This is a genomic window from Paraburkholderia sp. PAMB 6770 (assembly GCF_057748135.1).
Map to the genome: position 1 here is coordinate 3,738,973 of NZ_CM173238.1, position 14,950 is coordinate 3,753,922.

Sequence of the window (14,950 nt, forward strand, 5' to 3'; positions counted from 1 at the left end):
CGTGGCCGCTTTGCCTCTCGTTTCAGTCATGGCGAGCAGGGTTTTCCCTGGCTATGAATCGAAGCGACCGGAGGGCCGGTGCGCGCGTGGTGCGCCGCCGCGCAAATGACCATATCCCGTATTGAGTTAGGAATTACATGACGACGATTCTTCTGAAGGAAAACGAGCCGTTTGAAGTGGCGATTCGCCGCTTCCGCCGCGCCATCGAAAAGAACGGCCTGATCGCCGAACTGCGCGAGCGCCAGTCTTACGAAAAGCCGACCGCTGCGCGCAAGCGCAAGAAGGCTGCTGCGGTGAAGCGCCTGCACAAGCGCCTGCGCAGCCAGCAACTGCCGAAGAAGCTGCACTAAGCGTGTGAAGCGCCCGCGGGCGCTTCGGGCAGGACCCGGAAGTACCGTCAGACGGCGGTGCGTGCTTCGCAAGAAGCCGCATCGCCGTTTTGCTTTTGGCATTGCGCTGCGCCGGGCGTCCCCGGCCGCCCCGGCTGCGATACGCCCGGTTGTCAGCGGCTGCGGCCAGGGCGCTCCGCCTTGCCGAGTTCGGCGCAGCGGGCGCGGCAGTCGCAGTCGGTCTGATGGTCGTTGACCATGCCGACCGCCTGCATGAATGCATAGCAGATCGTCGAGCCGACGAACTTGCAGCCGTAGCGCTTGAGCGCCTTGCTGAGCGCATCCGAAATGTCGGTCGATGCGGGCGCGTGTTTGTAGGAATTCCACGCATTCTGGATGGGCGTGTGATCGACGAACGACCACACGAAGTTCGCCAGCGAGCCATGCTCGGCCTGAATGCGCTGGACGGCGCGGGCATTGTGGATGGCCGCCTCGATCTTGCCGCGATGGCGCACGATCGATTCGTCCTGCACGAGCGTGTCGACCTTGCGCGGCGTGAACCGGGCGACCGCGTCGATCTCGAACTGGGCGAACGCGCGCCGATAGCCGTCCCGTTTGTTCAGGATGGTCGACCACGACAGACCCGCCTGCGAGCCTTCGAGCACCAGCATCTCGAACAGGTGCTGGTCGTCGCGCGACGGCACGCCCCACTCGGTGTCGTGGTAGTGGGCGAGCGCCTCGCTCGTTACCCAGGAACAGCGTTTGATCACGGTCCGGCTCCTGCACGGTGAGAGGATCGAAGGCCCGTCACACGGGCTTCGCTAGCATAGCGGAACGCCGGGCGACTGCAATCCGGCCGTTCGGCCAGTTGCCGGATCGGCGCGGACCTGCGACTCTATGGGCCCGATCAACGAACGCGCCCCAGCCTTTCTGCCATGAAATCTGATCTTTTCCTGCTCGGTGTCGACGGTGGCGGCACCGGCACGCGTGTCGTGCTGGCCGATGCCGCGGGCCGCGAACTGGCCCAGGCATCAAGCGGGCCGTCCGGCCTCGGGCTCGGCGTCGAGCGCGCGTGGGAGGCGATCGGCGCGGGCTGTGCCGACGCGTTCCGGCAGGCGGGTATCGCATTCGACGGGTCGCGCTGCGTGCTGGGCTGCGGGCTCGCGGGGGCGAACAACCCCGACTGGCTGGCGGCCTTTCGCGCGTGCGCGCCCGCGCTCGCCGGCCTCGCTGTCGACAGCGACGCGTACACCACGCTGCTCGGCGCGCATGGCGGCGAGCCCGGGGTGATCGTTGCGCTCGGCACGGGCAGCGTCGCTGCCGTGCTCGAACCCGGCGGCGCGAGCCGGCTCGCCAGCGGCTTCGGCTTTCCGTCCGGCGACGAGGCGAGCGGTGCGTGGCTGGGCCTGCGGGTGATCGTGCATGCGCAACAGGCGCTCGACGGGCGCGCGCCGCACGATGCGCTGGCGCAGGCGCTGCTCGACCGCGTGAGCGCGTACGATCGCGACAGTCTCGTCGTCTGGCTGTGCGCGGCCAATCAGACCGCGTACGCGAGTCTCGCGCCGCTCGTGCTGGAGCACGCCGGTCATCCGTTTGCGGCGCATCTGCTGAATGACGCGGGCGTCGAAATCGGCAAGATGATCGAGGCGCTCGACCCGCGCGGCACGCTGCCCGTCGCACTGTGCGGCGGACTGGGCGCGCGGCTTCGCGTGTACGTGCCGGCACGCTTTCAGGCATCGCTGCGTGCGCCGCTTGCCGACTCCGCGCACGGCGCATTGCAACTGGCGCAGCGCGAGGCAGCGGGCGTCGGCGTCTAGCCGCCCGGCGCGTCGTTACCCGGTCCGCGCAGGTGTGCCGGCACGCGGGGTGCGACGTGTGCGTCGCTCCGGCCGGGCGCGGCGCAGCCCGTTTGCGGTATGACGATAAAATGCGGGTTTTGACGTTGCCCGCGCCATCCGCCATGTACCAAGTCATTGCCACCGACCTCGACGGCACGCTGCTCGACGGCGACCACCAGCTCGACCCGTTCACCGTCGCGACCGTCCGGCGGCTTGCCGCGCAAGGGCTGCATTTCATCATCGCGACGGGGCGGCATTTTCGTGATGTCGCCGGCATTCGCGACTTGCTCGGCATTCGTCCTTACCTGATCACGTCGAACGGCGCGCGCGTCCACGCACCCGACGACACGCGCATGTTCGCCGACAACCTGCCGCCGGCAACTGTCCGCCAACTGGTGCGTCCCGAGATCGCCGGCGCGCACGGGCGCGTGATCGTCAACCTGTTCGCCGACGAAGACTGGCTGATCGACCGGGAGGCTCCCGAACTGCTGCGCCTGTACCAGGACTCCGGCTTTCGCTACGAGGTGAGCGACCTGCAGCGGCACGACGGTGTGGGCATCGCGAAGGCGCTGTACATCGGCGAGCCGGCCGATCTCGCCGTGGTGGCCGAGCGGCTGCAGCGCCAGTTCGGCGACGCGCTCTACGTCACGTACTCGCTGCCGGACTGCCTCGAAGTGATGACGGCCAACGTATCGAAAGGGCGCGCGCTGAAGTTCGTGCTGGCGCGCATCGGCATCGCGCCGTCGCGCTGCGTCGCGTTCGGCGACAACATGAACGACATCGATCTGCTCGAAACAGCCGGCCATCCGTTCATGATGAACAACGCGAACCCGGACCTGATCACGCGTCTGCCGCATGTGCCGCGCATCGGCAACAACTTCGAAGCGGGCGTCGCGCGGCATCTGCATACGCTGTTCGCGCTCGACGGCGAACGGGTGCTCTGACGCGCGGTCCGCGCGCTTATTGCGCGGCGCCGGAGGCCGGCTCGGGCAGCGCGGCGCAGGGGCAAGCGGCGGAGCGCCCATCAAGACCTTCATACTCGTGCGAGAACTGCGCGTGCGGCGTGCCGCCGCGCCAGTCGAGCCGGATTACGTAGATGCTGTCGAAGTCGTCGCCGTGCCATGTCGGCACGGCAGCGGCGTCGCCGCCGTAGCGTCCGACGAGTTGCCGGACGAGCTTCTCGATCAGCCTGTGCTCCCACGCGATCACGACCTGCTTGCCCCGGTAGTCCGGGCGCGTGAGCGCGTCCCCGAGCTGGTCGATCTGCGCGTAGCCAAACGGCGTCTGCACGGGCAACTGGAACTGGATCGCGGTCGGCTCGATCGTCGCCAGCGGGCGCACGTAGTAATACAGATGGCCGGCGTCGCGCTTTTGCTGGCCGGGATCGGGGGCGAAGATCGCGTCGGGCCTGCCGAACCTGGCCGCAATGACCGCCGGCAGCGCGAGCGCGCGGTTGAGCCCCTTGCAACTGAGCTGGCCAAATCCCTGAGCAGGTTTTTCGCCGTGACGCACGAAGATCAGCGTCTCGACCGGGTCGCCGGCGGCTTGCGCGACGGTGCTGAAGCCGGCGCAACAGGCGCCGATCCACAGCGCGGAGCCAAAAAGGGTGGCACGTAAGCGGTTCATCTTGGGCCTCGATTCGAGCCGGAGCAGGCCGGTCGATTCTAGCAGCGACGCGCCCGCCTGAGCGCGAACGCGCCCGGTCGTTGCGCGCGCATCCAATCGGGTGCACGCTGCCGGATCGTGGTTCGCGATCGTTCGGCATGCTGATGATTAACCCCGGCGACCGCATATCGGCGGCGGCGAAGCGCGCGGCACGGGACACACGCACGGCCCGCGAATGCTTTCATTCCATTGCCCCCGCAACCAGGAAGCGGAAAAATGCGCCACTATTCGATGCGGGTGCCATCCATAAGCGCGTTTGAGGCCGCAATATTTACGCCATTCATCGCGCTATCGATTTAACAATTCAACCGGCATTAATCAATTCTCAGACGATACCGGAATCGGTGAGTATTAATGGCCATTGCGAATTTTGTTCAATGCGGCTAGTCTCCCGAATAATACGGTTGCACAAAAGGGAGAACTATATGTCGCAGTATGCAGAACTGAAGGCACAGATCGCCAAACTGCAGGCACAGGCGGATGAAGCACGGCGTACCGAAGTCGCTCAGGTGATTCAGGAGATTCGCGAAAAGGTGGTGGCCTATGGTCTCACCGCGCAGGATCTGGGTTTCGCGGAGCCCGCGCGGCGCGGCCGGCCGCCCAAAAAGGCTCCGCTTCCGGCCAGGTTTCGCGATCCGAAGTCGGGTAGCACGTGGAGTGGGCGCGGTAAGCCGCCCAAATGGATTGTCGGCAAGAATCGCGAACGCTTTCTGATCGAAGGCGCCTAGTCGCAACGTGTCCGCAGCGTATCCGCGACTATCCGGGACGGCGGGCATCGCCGCGCGAGCGGAATGTACGGCGTCGCGTGCGCGTTCCCTGTATGCACTCCCGATAGCGCGGTAATAGAAGTCTGATTCGGCAACGGCCGATATAAAAAGCCACCGGTGACGGTGGCTTTTTTTGCGGATACCGCAGGCTGCGATGCGTGCGTGGCTTGCACAAACGATTCAAACCGTCGGCATTCGGGCGTCGCGGCGTTTGCGCCGTGTCAGCCCGCCGCGACCTGGCGCAGCAGCGGGCGGTTATTCGCTTCGATCAGCGTCTGGTAGGCGTCCAGATAATTCTGCGCCATCGTCCGCGACGTGAAGCGGCGCTCGAACTGCGCACGGATCTCGCTGCGCGACAGTTCGTCGAGCTGCTGCAGCGCGGCCACCGCGCCTTGCACGTCTTCGACGATGAACCCCGTTACGCCGTGATCGATAACCTCGGGCACCGAGCCGCGGTTGAATGCGATCACGGGCGTCCCGCACGCCATCGATTCGATCATGACCAGCCCGAACGGCTCCGACCAGTCGATCGGGAACAGCAGCGCCTTGGCGCCGGACAGGAACGCGGGCTTCTGCGCCTCGCTGATCTCGCCGACGAATTCGACGTGCGCCTGCGACAGCAGCGGCTCGATATCGCGCTTGAAATAGTCCTGATCGACCTTGTCGACCTTCGCGGCGATCTTCAGCGGCAGCCCGGTCTGGGCCGCGATCCGGATCGCGGTGTCGACGCGCTTTTCCGGGCAGATGCGCCCGAGGAACGCGAGGTACTCCGGCTCGCGCGCCGTTTGCGGCGTGAGGAGCGCCTCAGGCAGGCCGTGATAGATCGTGCTGAGCCAGTTGGCCTGCGACAGCGGACGACGCTGCGAATCCGAAATGGAGATCACGGGCGCGTCGCCGAACGCGTCGAACACCGGCTGCAGTTCAGGCAGGTCGAGACGGCCGTGCAGCGTGGTCACGAACGGCGTATCGAGCGTCGAGAACAGCGGAAACGGCAGGTAGTCGAGGTGAAAGTGCAGCACGTCGAATTCGTGCGCGACGCGGCGCACGCGTTCGAGCAGCAGCACGTGCGGCGCAAGCGCATCGCGCACGGTGGGGTCGAGCCGGAGCGCGCGCGGCCACGCGGCCTCGAGCTTCGCCGAGGTCACCGAGTCGCCGCTCGCGAACAGCGTGACGTCATGCCCCAGATCGACCAGTGCCTCGGTCAGGTAGGACACGACCCGCTCGGTGCCGCCGTAATACTTCGGCGGCACGGCTTCGTACAAAGGCGCGATCTGTGCAATTCGCATACGGTCTCTCCTTGTTCATGCGGTGATCCGGCGCGGCCAGGCCCGGGCGGTCCGAAGGCAGGCGCCTCGCGGCACCTCGTGCCCGGACGTGTGCGGCACCCGCCGCTGGCGCGAGCAAACCGGCTCGGCGCCGGGTAATCCCTTGCTTCATTATCGGGATCGAATGCGGCGATTCGAGCTATTTTGCAAACGCTTAATGTTGTTACAGCGGGAAACATGATAGCGGCGGCGTCGTTCATGCGTGCGCCAGGCGCGGCGCCGACGCGTCTGGGCGGCACCTGTGTCGCGTTTTCGTGAAACGCTCTATAATTCGCGCGGCACCCGAGCGGTGCGAAAAAATACCCGAATCGTTGCACCGTTCCCCGCGCGTCCGCCTCGCTTTTTCCTCCCGGATTTTCATATTCCGCAATGTCGTGTAGGAAAGTTCCTACACAAATAATGGACAATTCCGTCCGGCCGGCGGGATGTCTTCCGATTTCCGATCCAATTCCGATTCGACACAATGCTCGCGAAACCATAAACGGGCCCGTGACGCGGATGAAGTGCGCGCGTTCGGGCAAACGTTTCCGCTAAGGCCTGACCAGCCAGATCGACTCGGGGGAACCATGAGCACTACCGCCGGCATGCTCAATGAGATCAGGGAAGTGAACCTATCCTATCTCCTGCTCGCTCAGCGCCTGTTGCGTGAAGACAAGCCCATGGGGATGTTTCGCATGGGGATTTCGGATCAGCTCGCCGAGGTCCTCGTCAACCTCTCGCTGGCACAGACCGTCAAGCTCGCCGCGTCGAGCCAGGTGCTGTGCCGCTTCCGTTTCGACGATCACGCCGTGCTCTCCGCGCTGGCCGACAAGGGCAAGGCGAGCGCCGTCGCGCAGGCCCATTCGGCGATCGTGATGGCGAGCCAGCCGGCCGAACAGATCGGCTGAGCGCCGCGGCGCACGGCCGGGACCGGGCTGTCGCCCGGCGACACAAGCGAGCGGGAAGCGGAGCGGATGGCACAAAAGAGCGTCGTGCATGAAGTCAGGGAAATCACCCTGGCCATCGAACTGATCGAACTGGGTGCGCGGTTGCAGTTGCTGGAGGCGGAAACCAGCCTGTCGCGCGATCGCCTGATCAAGCTGTACAAGGAACTGAAAGGGGTGTCGCCCCCCAAGGGCATGCTGCCGTTTTCGACGGACTGGTTCATGACCTGGCAGCCGAACTTCCATTCGTCGCTGTTCTACAACATCTACCGCTTCATGGCGGAACACGGCGGCATCGAGACGATCCAGTCGATCGTCAAGGCTTACCGGCTCTATCAGGAGCACGTGGAGCTGAACGGCGACGAGGCTGTCCTGAGCCTCACCCGCGCATGGACCCTGGTGCGCTTTTTCGAATCCGGCATGCTGCAGCTGACCCGCTGCTGCCGCTGCGGCGGGCATTTTGTCGCACACGCGCACGACCCGCAGCACGGCTTCGTCTGCGGTCTGTGCCAGCCGCCCTCGCGCGCGGGCAAGACGCGCAAGGTCGCCGAAGCGCGCGAGCGCGCCCGCCAGCCGGATCCGCTGCCGGCCTGACCCCGCCCCGCAGGCCCGCCGCGCCTGCCGCGCGGGCCCCGTCACGTGGACCGGAACCTGTGGTTTACACCGGCGCCCGGCCGCGCTTTTACGCCAAAGTTTTCTGTGCCGTTGCCGTAAACCAGACTAACGACGGTCTCCGTCGCATCCTCGTGAGGGCTCGGCTGTGCTGATTTTCGTGGGAACACTCGTGACGCTATTGTCCGTTTTCGGCGGTTACGCGCTCGAAGGCGGGCATCTGGCCGCGCTGCTCCAGCCAGTCGAAGTGTTGATGATCGGGGGCGCGGGGCTCGGTGCGTTCGTGCTCGGCAACGGCATGAAGACGATCAAGGCGACGCTGCGCGTGATCCCCACCCTTTTCAAGGGCTCGAAGTACAACAAGGACGTCTACATGGAGCTGATGGCGCTCCTGTACGTTCTGCTCGCGAAGGCGCGCAAGGAAGGCACGCTCACGCTCGAAGCCGACATCGACGATCCGTCGAAGAGCCCGATCTTCACGCAATACCCGAAGATTCTCGCGGACAAGCACATCATCGAATTCCTGACCGACTACCTGCGCCTGATGGTCGGCGGCAACATGAATGCGTTCGAGATCGAAAGCCTGATGGACGAGGAAATCGAAACGCACCACACCGAAGGCGAGGCTCCCGCGCATGCGCTCGCGAAGGTGGGCGACGCGATGCCCGCGTTCGGCATCGTCGCGGCGGTGATGGGCGTGGTGCACACGATGGCCTCCGCCGACAAGCCGCCCGCCGTGCTCGGCGAGATGATCGCGCAGGCGCTGGTCGGCACCTTCCTCGGCATTCTGCTTTCGTACGGGCTGATCGGTCCGCTGTCGAGCGTCGCGGAACAGCGCGCCGCCGAGTCGACCAAGATGTTCCAGTGCATCAAGGTGACGATCCTCGCCAGCCTGAACGGCTACGCGCCGGCGATTGCCGTCGAATTCGGCCGCAAGGTGCTCTTCTCGACCGAACGCCCGTCGTTCAGCGAGCTGGAAGAGCACGTGCGCCGCGTGAAAGCGAAGTAAGCGGCGAGCGGGCGGGCGGCCATGAGCAAGGACAAAGATCGCGCAATCGTTGTCAAGCGCGCGGCGCCGGGCAAGAAAGGGCATCACGGCGGCGCGTGGAAGCTCGCCTACGCGGACTTCATGACCGCGATGATGGCGTTCTTCCTGCTGATGTGGCTGCTCAGTTCCGCGACCACGGTGCAGCTGCGCGGCATTGCGGACTATTTCAACCAGCCGCTGAAGATCACGCTGTGGGGCGGCGATCGCAGCGCGGTCGATTCGAGCGTGCTGAAAGGCGGCGGGCGCGACGTGACGACCGACAAGCTCGGCATCACGCGCGAGAGCGACGGCACGATCCGGCGCGCCGAGCACACGCCGCAGCATCAGGACGACGACGTGCTCAAGCAGATGCAGGGCGAGCTCGCGCGCGAGGACCAGGCGCGGCTGCACGACCTGCAGATCAAGCTGATGGCGGCGATCGAAGCGAACCCGGTGCTGCGCCAGTTCAAGCAGCAGATCCGCATCGATTCGACGCTCACGGGCCTGCGCATCGAGATCGTCGACTCGCAGAAGCGGCCGATGTTCGCCACCGCGCAGGCCGTGGTCGAGCCGTACATGCGCGACATCCTGCGCGCGATCGGCCACACGCTGAACGACGTGCCGAACCGCATCGTCGTGCAGGGCCATACCGACGCCGTGCCCTATGCCGGCGGCGAGAAGGGCTACAGCAACTGGGAGCTGTCGGCGGACCGGGCGAATGCGTCGCGGCGCGAGCTGATCGCCGGCGGCATGGACGAATCGAAGGTGATGCGGGTGGTGGGCATGGCGTCCTCGCAGAACCTCGACAAGGCGGACCCGCTCGATCCCGAGAATCGCCGCATCAGCATCCTCGTGCTGAACAAGAAGTCCGAGGAAGCCATGATGCACGACGATTCGATGACGACCACGTTGTCGGACGACGCCGCGGGATCGGCGCAGATGGAAAAGATTACGGATTCGGCCGTCGTAACGCCGAAGGCGCCCGTCGGGGCGTCGCAATGACAGTCGCGGTCGGACGGCTCGCGCGACGGGCCGCCGGTCCTTGGTGAGCGCAGCGAGGTTTCAATGATCAGGCACATTCTGGCAATCGACGACTCGGCAGCAATGCGGCAGATCCTGTCCGTGACGCTGACGACGGCCGGCTATCAGGTGACGGTCGCGGCCGACGGCAACGAAGGCCTCGAAAACGCGCTCGCGACGCCGTTCGATCTCGTGCTCACCGACCAGTACATGCCGGGCAAGACCGGCCTCGACCTGATCGCCGCGCTGCGCGGCAACCCGGCCTACCGTGCGACGCCGATCCTGGTCCTCACGACCGAATCCGGCGAGCCGTTCAAGGCCGCCGCGCGCGCGGCGGGGGCCACCGGCTGGATCGAGAAGCCGCTCGATCCCGACATGCTGACCGAGCTCGTCGCGCAGCTCGCCGAAGCCGGCACGGCGTGAGCCGGCGCAGTCCGTACGGTATGGCAGCCACAGCCCAGACAGGAACTCTTGCGGTGACCCAGGCATGACACTCGACATCACACAGTTCTATCAGACGTTTTTCGACGAAGCGGACGAGCTGCTCGCGCAGATGGAGCAACTGCTGCTCAATCTGAACATCGGCCAGCCGGATCCGGAAGACCTCGCGGCGATTTTCCGCGCGGCGCATTCGATCAAGGGCGGGGCCGCGACGTTCGGCTTCACCGCGCTCACCGAAACGACGCACATTCTCGAATCGCTGCTCGACCGCGCGCGCAACAACGAGCTGGTGCTGCGCAAGGACATGATCGACACGTTCCTCGAAACCAAGGACGTGCTGTCCGGCCAGCTCGCGGATTACCGCGCGAGCGCCGAGCCGGATGCGGCGGTGGCCGCCGCGATCTGCGCGAAGCTCGAACGGCTGCATGCGGAAGGCCGCTTCGGCGACGCGCCGGCTGTACCGGCGCACGGCGAAGGGCAGCCGCCCGAGCACGTGGTCGAACAGGCGGTGCAGGCCGCCGGCGATCTCACCGGCGCGGCAGCGCCGGATCAGGAACCGGCGCAGACCGGCACCGCGAACCCTGCCGGGAACACGGGCGAAGCAGGCGCGTCAGACGCCGCTGGCCCACATCTGAAAATTACGCTACGGGGCGTAGGCGAGAAGGACGAGGCGCTGCTTGTCGAGGAACTCGGCAACCTCGGACAGATTGTCACGCAGCAGAAGTCGGGTTCGGATCTGACGTTGTGGTTGCAGTCCGATGTGAGCTCCGACGACATCATCGCCGTGTGCTGTTTCGTGATCGACGACAGTCAGATCTCGATCGGCCGCGGCACCGCGCCCGCGGATGCGGCGGCGCAGGGCGAACCTGGAACGCCCGAAACCGCCGCGCCGGCGCCGGCCGCGCAAGCCGCTGCCGCGCCGCCGCGCCACGCGCTGTTCGAACCGGCCGCCGCGGCGGTACCCGCTGTACCCGCCGCACCCGCGGCGCCGGCCGCGCCTGCCGCGCATGCGGCTGCGCCGGCGGGCGCGGCGGCCCCGGCCAGCGAGCCCGCGCCGAAGCCCGCTGCGGCTGCGGCCGCGGCCGGTGACGCCGATCGCAAGCCGCGCCCCGGCGCGGCCGCGGCGGCCGAAGGCAGCTCGATCCGCGTGGGCGTCGAAAAGGTCGATCAGCTGATCAACCTGGTCGGCGAGCTGGTGATCACGCAGGCGATGCTGGCCGAGACCACCAGCACCTTCGATCCGGCGCTGCACGACCGGCTCTTCAACGGCATGGCGCAGCTCGAACGCAACGCGCGCGACCTGCAGGAAGCGGTGATGTCGATCCGCATGATGCCGATGGATTACGTGTTCAGCCGCTTCCCGCGGCTCGTGCGCGATCTGGCGGCGAAGCTCGGCAAGGAGGTCGAACTCGTCACCTTCGGTCAGGCGACCGAACTCGACAAGAGCCTCATCGAGCGGATCATCGATCCGCTCACGCACCTCGTGCGCAACAGTCTCGATCACGGCATCGAGACCGTCGACGCGCGCCGCGCCGCCGGCAAGGATCCGACCGGGCAACTGGTGCTGTCGGCCGCGCATCATGGCGGCAACATCGTGATCGAGGTGAGCGACGACGGCGCGGGCCTGCGCCGCGACAAGATTCTCGCGAAGGCCGCGAAGCAGGGGCTGCCGGTCAGCGACTCGATGAGCGACGACGAAGTGTGGAACCTCATCTTCCTGCCGGGCTTCTCGACCGCCGAGCAGGTGACCGACGTGTCGGGCCGCGGGGTCGGCATGGACGTGGTGAAGCGCAACATCCAGTCGATGGGCGGCCACGTCGAGATCCAGTCGCAGGCCGGCAAGGGCAGCACGACGCGGATCGTGCTGCCGCTCACGCTGGCGATTCTCGACGGCATGTCGGTGAAGGTCGGCAACGAAATCTTCATCCTGCCGCTGAACTTCGTGATGGAGTCGCTGCAGCCGCGCGCCGAGGACATCTACACGGTCGCAAACGGCGAACGGGTGGTGCGCGTGCGCGGCGAATACCTGCCGCTCGTCGCGCTGCACGGCGTGTTCTCGGTGGCCGATGCCCGGACCGATCCGACCCAGGGCATCGTCACGATCATGCAGACCGAGGGGCGCCGCTTCGCGATGCTGATCGACGAGCTGGTTGGCCAGCAGCAGGTCGTCGTCAAGAATCTGGAGACGAACTATCGCAAGGTGCACGGCATTTCCGCCGCAACCATCCTCGGCGACGGCAGTGTCGCGCTGATCGTGGACGTGGCGGCCCTGAATCGCGAGACCCGGGCGAGCCACACCGCCATGTCGCTCGCGTGATCCTCGAGCCAATCTTCATTCAACCCGATTCATCCCATCCGTTTGGGGGCTAACGTGGCAGAAGTTCAATCCATCCATTCGAGCGTCGCCAACGCGAGCGGTACGAATGTCCGCCGCGACGCACTGCAGGCCGACGCCGGCGGTCAGGAATTTCTCGTCTTCACGCTCGGCGCCGAGGAATACGGCATCGACATCCTGAAGGTGCAGGAAATTCGCGGCTACGACAGCGTGACGCGCATCGCCAATGCGCCCGAGTTCATCAAGGGCGTCATCAACCTGCGCGGCATCATCGTGCCGATCGTCGACATGCGCATCAAGTTCCAGCTGGGCCGCGTCGAGTACGACCACCAGACGGTCGTGATCATCCTGAACGTCGCGCATCGCGTGGTCGGCATGGTGGTCGACGGCGTGTCCGACGTGCTCACGCTGCAGGCCGACCAGATCATGCCGGCGCCCGAGTTCGGCGCGACGCTCACCACCGAGTACCTGACCGGCCTCGGCACGGTGGACGGCCGCATGCTGATCCTGATGGACATCGAAAAGCTGATGACCAGCCGCGAAATGGCGCTGATCGAGTCGCTCGGCGGCTAGGCGCGACCCGATCCTATTGACGGTAGAACAGGAGCACTACGATGCTAAGCAGATGGTCGATTCGTACGACGCTGACTGGAGTGGGAATCGTGCTGGTCGCGTTGACGGTCGTCGTCGGCGCGCTGGGCCTGACCGCGCTCGACAGCGCGAGCCGCTCGCTCGACGGCATCTCTCACGACGATCTGGTGGCGATCCACGCGCTGGACGACGCGTCCTCGTACCTGCTGCGCTCGCGCCTCGCGACCGACCGGTACCTGACGCTCACCGCCGACGGCAAGACCGATGAGGCAAAAACGGTGCTGGACCGCGCGCAGCAGTTGCTCGCCGACGGCAACGACAGCTGGCAGACCTTCTCCGCCGCGCCGAAGTCGGGCGTCGACCAGGCGCTGCTCGACGACCTGAACGCGCGCCGCGCGGCGCTCGTGACCGACGGCGTCGAGCCGGAATTCGCCGCGCTGCGCAGCGGCGACCAGGCGGGCTTCCACGCGATCGCGGACACGAAGATCAGTCCGATGTTCATCGCCTACGACCACGCGGCGAGCGCCGTCATCAAGGCGCTGCAGGCGCGCGCAGCGCAGCAGCAGGGCGACGCGCAGTCGAACATCACGCTGATGACGACGCTGATTGCCGCCTTCACTGCGTTCGCGCTGGTGCTGGTGGTGCTGATCCGCCTGTCGCTGCGCGGGCTGCTGGTCGCGCCGCTCGCGGATGCGGCCGCGTGCTTCGAGCGCATCGCGTCCGGCGATCTGACGCAGGCGGTGCAGTCGGCGAGCCGCAACGAGATCGGGCGCCTGTTCTCCGGGATCCGCCAGATGCAGGACAGCCTGATTTCGATGGTGCAGTCGATGCACGCGAGCACCGGCTCGATCGATACCGGCGCGCGCGAGATCGCAATGGGCAACACCGATCTGTCGCAGCGCACCGAGCAGCAGGCGGCGTCGCTGCAGCAGACCGCATCGAGCATGGAAGAGCTGACCGGCACGGTGCGGCAGAACGCCGACAACGCGCGCCAGGCAAGCCAGCTCGCGGTCAACGCGCAGGACATCGCGACGCGCGGCGGCGAAGTGGTGAGCGAAGTCGTGCAGACGATGCAGGACATCGCGGCGAGTTCGAACAAGGTGGTCGACATCATCGGCGTGATCGAAGGCATCGCGTTCCAGACCAACATCCTCGCGCTGAACGCGGCCGTCGAGGCGGCGCGCGCGGGCGAGCAGGGCCGCGGCTTCGCGGTGGTCGCGGGCGAGGTGCGCAGCCTCGCGCAGCGCAGCGCGAGCGCGGCCAAGGAGATCAAGGAGCTGATCGGCGACTCGGTGGACAAGGTGCAGAACGGCTCCGCGCTGGTGGGCCGCGCCGGCACGACGATGGAAGAGATCGTGCAGGCGGTGCGGCGCGTGACGGACATCATGGGCGAGATCAGCGCTGCCTCCGAAGAGCAGTCGACCGGCATCGAGCAGGTCAACCGCGCGGTCGTGCAGATGGACGAGGTCACGCAGCAGAACGCGGCGCTGGTCGAGGAAGCGGCGGCTGCGGCCGCGTCGCTCGAAGAGCAGACGCGCCAGTTGCAATCGATCGTCGCGGGCTGGAAGGTTAGCGGAGCGGCACGGCCGGCGGCGGCCAGCGTCGCTGCGCCGCGCACCCGCAGCAGCACGCCGCGCGCGAGGACGGAACCGGCGGCGCACAAGGCGCCGGCCGCCGCGCCGGCATCGGCACCGGCGGCGAAGCAGGAGCCGCAGGCGCGCGCGGACGGACAGGATGCGCCGCGCAGCGCCGCGCCGGCGCGCGCGGAGCCGCTGCTCAGGCCGAAGCCCGCTGCGGCCGAGACCCCGGTGCGAGGCGCGGCGAACGCCGTGCCGGCCGGCTCGGATGCGGATTGGGAAACGTTCTGATTGCCGCGGCGAGCGCAGCCGGGCGCGGGAGCGGCCTGACACACGCCGCTTCCGCACCGTGGCCGCCGCCCCTGCGCAGGCGTAGGCCGTGCGCGGGGGCGGCCGCCGGGCGCGCGCGGCCGGCGGAGCCCGCGCGTTCAGGGCCGCCAGCCGGCGGCCGGGTGGGGCGGGCGCGCGCGAACCCGTGGGCGAAGGCAGCCGTGGTGGAG

15 protein-coding genes are annotated in these 14,950 nt (G+C 66.8%); 12 read left to right on the forward strand and 3 right to left on the reverse strand.

What is annotated here, in order from left to right; all coding sequences use genetic code 11:
• Positions 1–137: 137 nt before the first annotated feature.
• On the forward strand, positions 138–350 hold the full coding sequence (gene rpsU / locus AC3AP7_RS16940) for a 30S ribosomal protein S21 (RefSeq protein ID WP_475767146.1): 213 nt from the start codon (positions 138–140) through the stop codon (positions 348–350).
• A gap of 152 nt (positions 351–502) precedes the next feature.
• Here rpsU and AC3AP7_RS16945 read toward each other — a convergent pair whose 3' ends face one another.
• Positions 503–1,099 (reverse strand): DNA-3-methyladenine glycosylase I, encoded by a 597-nt coding sequence (locus AC3AP7_RS16945; protein ID WP_475767143.1) that lies wholly within the window; start codon positions 1,097–1,099, stop codon positions 503–505.
• Positions 1,100–1,264: 165 nt separating this feature from the next.
• On the opposite strand from AC3AP7_RS16945, the gene AC3AP7_RS16950 reads away from it, so the two are divergent.
• Complete coding sequence (locus tag AC3AP7_RS16950) at positions 1,265–2,146, forward strand: glucosamine kinase nucleotide-binding domain-containing protein (protein WP_475767139.1); 882 nt, start codon at positions 1,265–1,267, stop codon at positions 2,144–2,146.
• 143 nt (positions 2,147–2,289) lie between these two features.
• Positions 2,290–3,111: a Cof-type HAD-IIB family hydrolase gene (locus tag AC3AP7_RS16955; protein ID WP_475767137.1), complete on the forward strand. Its 822-nt coding sequence runs from the start codon at positions 2,290–2,292 to the stop codon at positions 3,109–3,111.
• A 16-nt stretch (positions 3,112–3,127) separates the two neighbouring features.
• On the opposite strand, the gene AC3AP7_RS16960 is transcribed toward AC3AP7_RS16955, so the two are convergent.
• A complete protein-coding gene (locus AC3AP7_RS16960; RefSeq protein WP_475767135.1) occupies positions 3,128–3,793 on the reverse strand; it encodes a histidine phosphatase family protein in 666 nt (221 codons plus the stop codon).
• A gap of 464 nt (positions 3,794–4,257) precedes the next feature.
• Between AC3AP7_RS16960 and AC3AP7_RS16965 the strand changes: the two genes are divergently transcribed.
• Positions 4,258–4,560 carry an H-NS histone family protein gene (locus AC3AP7_RS16965; RefSeq protein ID WP_475767132.1) on the forward strand — a complete coding sequence of 101 codons (303 nt, stop codon included), beginning with the start codon at positions 4,258–4,260 and terminating at the stop codon, positions 4,558–4,560.
• A gap of 260 nt (positions 4,561–4,820) precedes the next feature.
• On the opposite strand, the gene AC3AP7_RS16970 is transcribed toward AC3AP7_RS16965, so the two are convergent.
• Positions 4,821–5,885, reverse strand: coding sequence for a glycosyltransferase family 4 protein (locus AC3AP7_RS16970; RefSeq protein ID WP_475767130.1), 1,065 nt, complete (start codon positions 5,883–5,885; stop codon positions 4,821–4,823).
• Positions 5,886–6,490: 605 nt separating this feature from the next.
• Here AC3AP7_RS16970 and flhD point away from each other — a divergent pair.
• From flhD to AC3AP7_RS17010, 8 genes are all read left to right on the forward strand, one after another.
• Complete coding sequence (flhD, locus tag AC3AP7_RS16975) at positions 6,491–6,811, forward strand: flagellar transcriptional regulator FlhD (protein ID WP_475767128.1); 321 nt, start codon at positions 6,491–6,493, stop codon at positions 6,809–6,811.
• 66 nt (positions 6,812–6,877) lie between these two features.
• Positions 6,878–7,441 (forward strand): flagellar transcriptional regulator FlhC, encoded by a 564-nt coding sequence (flhC, locus tag AC3AP7_RS16980; RefSeq protein ID WP_475767126.1) that lies wholly within the window; start codon positions 6,878–6,880, stop codon positions 7,439–7,441.
• A gap of 166 nt (positions 7,442–7,607) precedes the next feature.
• Entirely contained in the window at positions 7,608–8,468 is an 861-nt protein-coding gene (gene motA / locus AC3AP7_RS16985; protein ID WP_475767123.1) for a flagellar motor stator protein MotA, read from the forward strand.
• 21 nt (positions 8,469–8,489) lie between these two features.
• Positions 8,490–9,488: a flagellar motor protein MotB gene (gene motB / locus AC3AP7_RS16990; RefSeq protein WP_475767120.1), complete on the forward strand. Its 999-nt coding sequence runs from the start codon at positions 8,490–8,492 to the stop codon at positions 9,486–9,488.
• 63 nt (positions 9,489–9,551) lie between these two features.
• A complete protein-coding gene (locus tag AC3AP7_RS16995; RefSeq protein ID WP_475767117.1) occupies positions 9,552–9,929 on the forward strand; it encodes a response regulator in 378 nt (125 codons plus the stop codon).
• Positions 9,930–9,993: 64 nt separating this feature from the next.
• Complete coding sequence (cheA, locus tag AC3AP7_RS17000) at positions 9,994–12,264, forward strand: chemotaxis protein CheA (protein ID WP_475767114.1); 2,271 nt, start codon at positions 9,994–9,996, stop codon at positions 12,262–12,264.
• Positions 12,265–12,318: 54 nt separating this feature from the next.
• A complete protein-coding gene (gene cheW / locus AC3AP7_RS17005; RefSeq protein ID WP_475767112.1) occupies positions 12,319–12,855 on the forward strand; it encodes a chemotaxis protein CheW in 537 nt (178 codons plus the stop codon).
• A gap of 41 nt (positions 12,856–12,896) precedes the next feature.
• Positions 12,897–14,741 (forward strand): methyl-accepting chemotaxis protein, encoded by a 1,845-nt coding sequence (locus AC3AP7_RS17010; protein ID WP_475767109.1) that lies wholly within the window; start codon positions 12,897–12,899, stop codon positions 14,739–14,741.
• Positions 14,742–14,950: the final 209 nt, after the last annotated feature.

What these genes read in the sequence shown, in the direction of transcription:
- AC3AP7_RS16970 (WP_475767130.1), bottom strand. Translation starts at nt 5,885, where the DNA reads ATGCGAATTGCACAGATCGCGCCTTTGTACGAAGCCGTGCCGCCGAAG.
- flhC (WP_475767126.1), top strand. Translation starts at nt 6,878, where the DNA reads ATGGCACAAAAGAGCGTCGTGCATGAAGTCAGGGAAATCACCCTGGCC.
- AC3AP7_RS16950 (WP_475767139.1), top strand. Translation starts at nt 1,265, where the DNA reads ATGAAATCTGATCTTTTCCTGCTCGGTGTCGACGGTGGCGGCACCGGC.
- AC3AP7_RS16995 (WP_475767117.1), top strand. Translation starts at nt 9,552, where the DNA reads ATGATCAGGCACATTCTGGCAATCGACGACTCGGCAGCAATGCGGCAG.
- AC3AP7_RS16965 (WP_475767132.1), top strand. Translation starts at nt 4,258, where the DNA reads ATGTCGCAGTATGCAGAACTGAAGGCACAGATCGCCAAACTGCAGGCA.
- AC3AP7_RS17010 (WP_475767109.1), top strand. Translation starts at nt 12,897, where the DNA reads ATGCTAAGCAGATGGTCGATTCGTACGACGCTGACTGGAGTGGGAATC.
- AC3AP7_RS16960 (WP_475767135.1), bottom strand. Translation starts at nt 3,793, where the DNA reads ATGAACCGCTTACGTGCCACCCTTTTTGGCTCCGCGCTGTGGATCGGC.
- AC3AP7_RS16955 (WP_475767137.1), top strand. Translation starts at nt 2,290, where the DNA reads ATGTACCAAGTCATTGCCACCGACCTCGACGGCACGCTGCTCGACGGC.
- flhD (WP_475767128.1), top strand. Translation starts at nt 6,491, where the DNA reads ATGAGCACTACCGCCGGCATGCTCAATGAGATCAGGGAAGTGAACCTA.
- rpsU (WP_475767146.1), top strand. Translation starts at nt 138, where the DNA reads ATGACGACGATTCTTCTGAAGGAAAACGAGCCGTTTGAAGTGGCGATT.
- cheA (WP_475767114.1), top strand. Translation starts at nt 9,994, where the DNA reads ATGACACTCGACATCACACAGTTCTATCAGACGTTTTTCGACGAAGCG.
- motB (WP_475767120.1), top strand. Translation starts at nt 8,490, where the DNA reads ATGAGCAAGGACAAAGATCGCGCAATCGTTGTCAAGCGCGCGGCGCCG.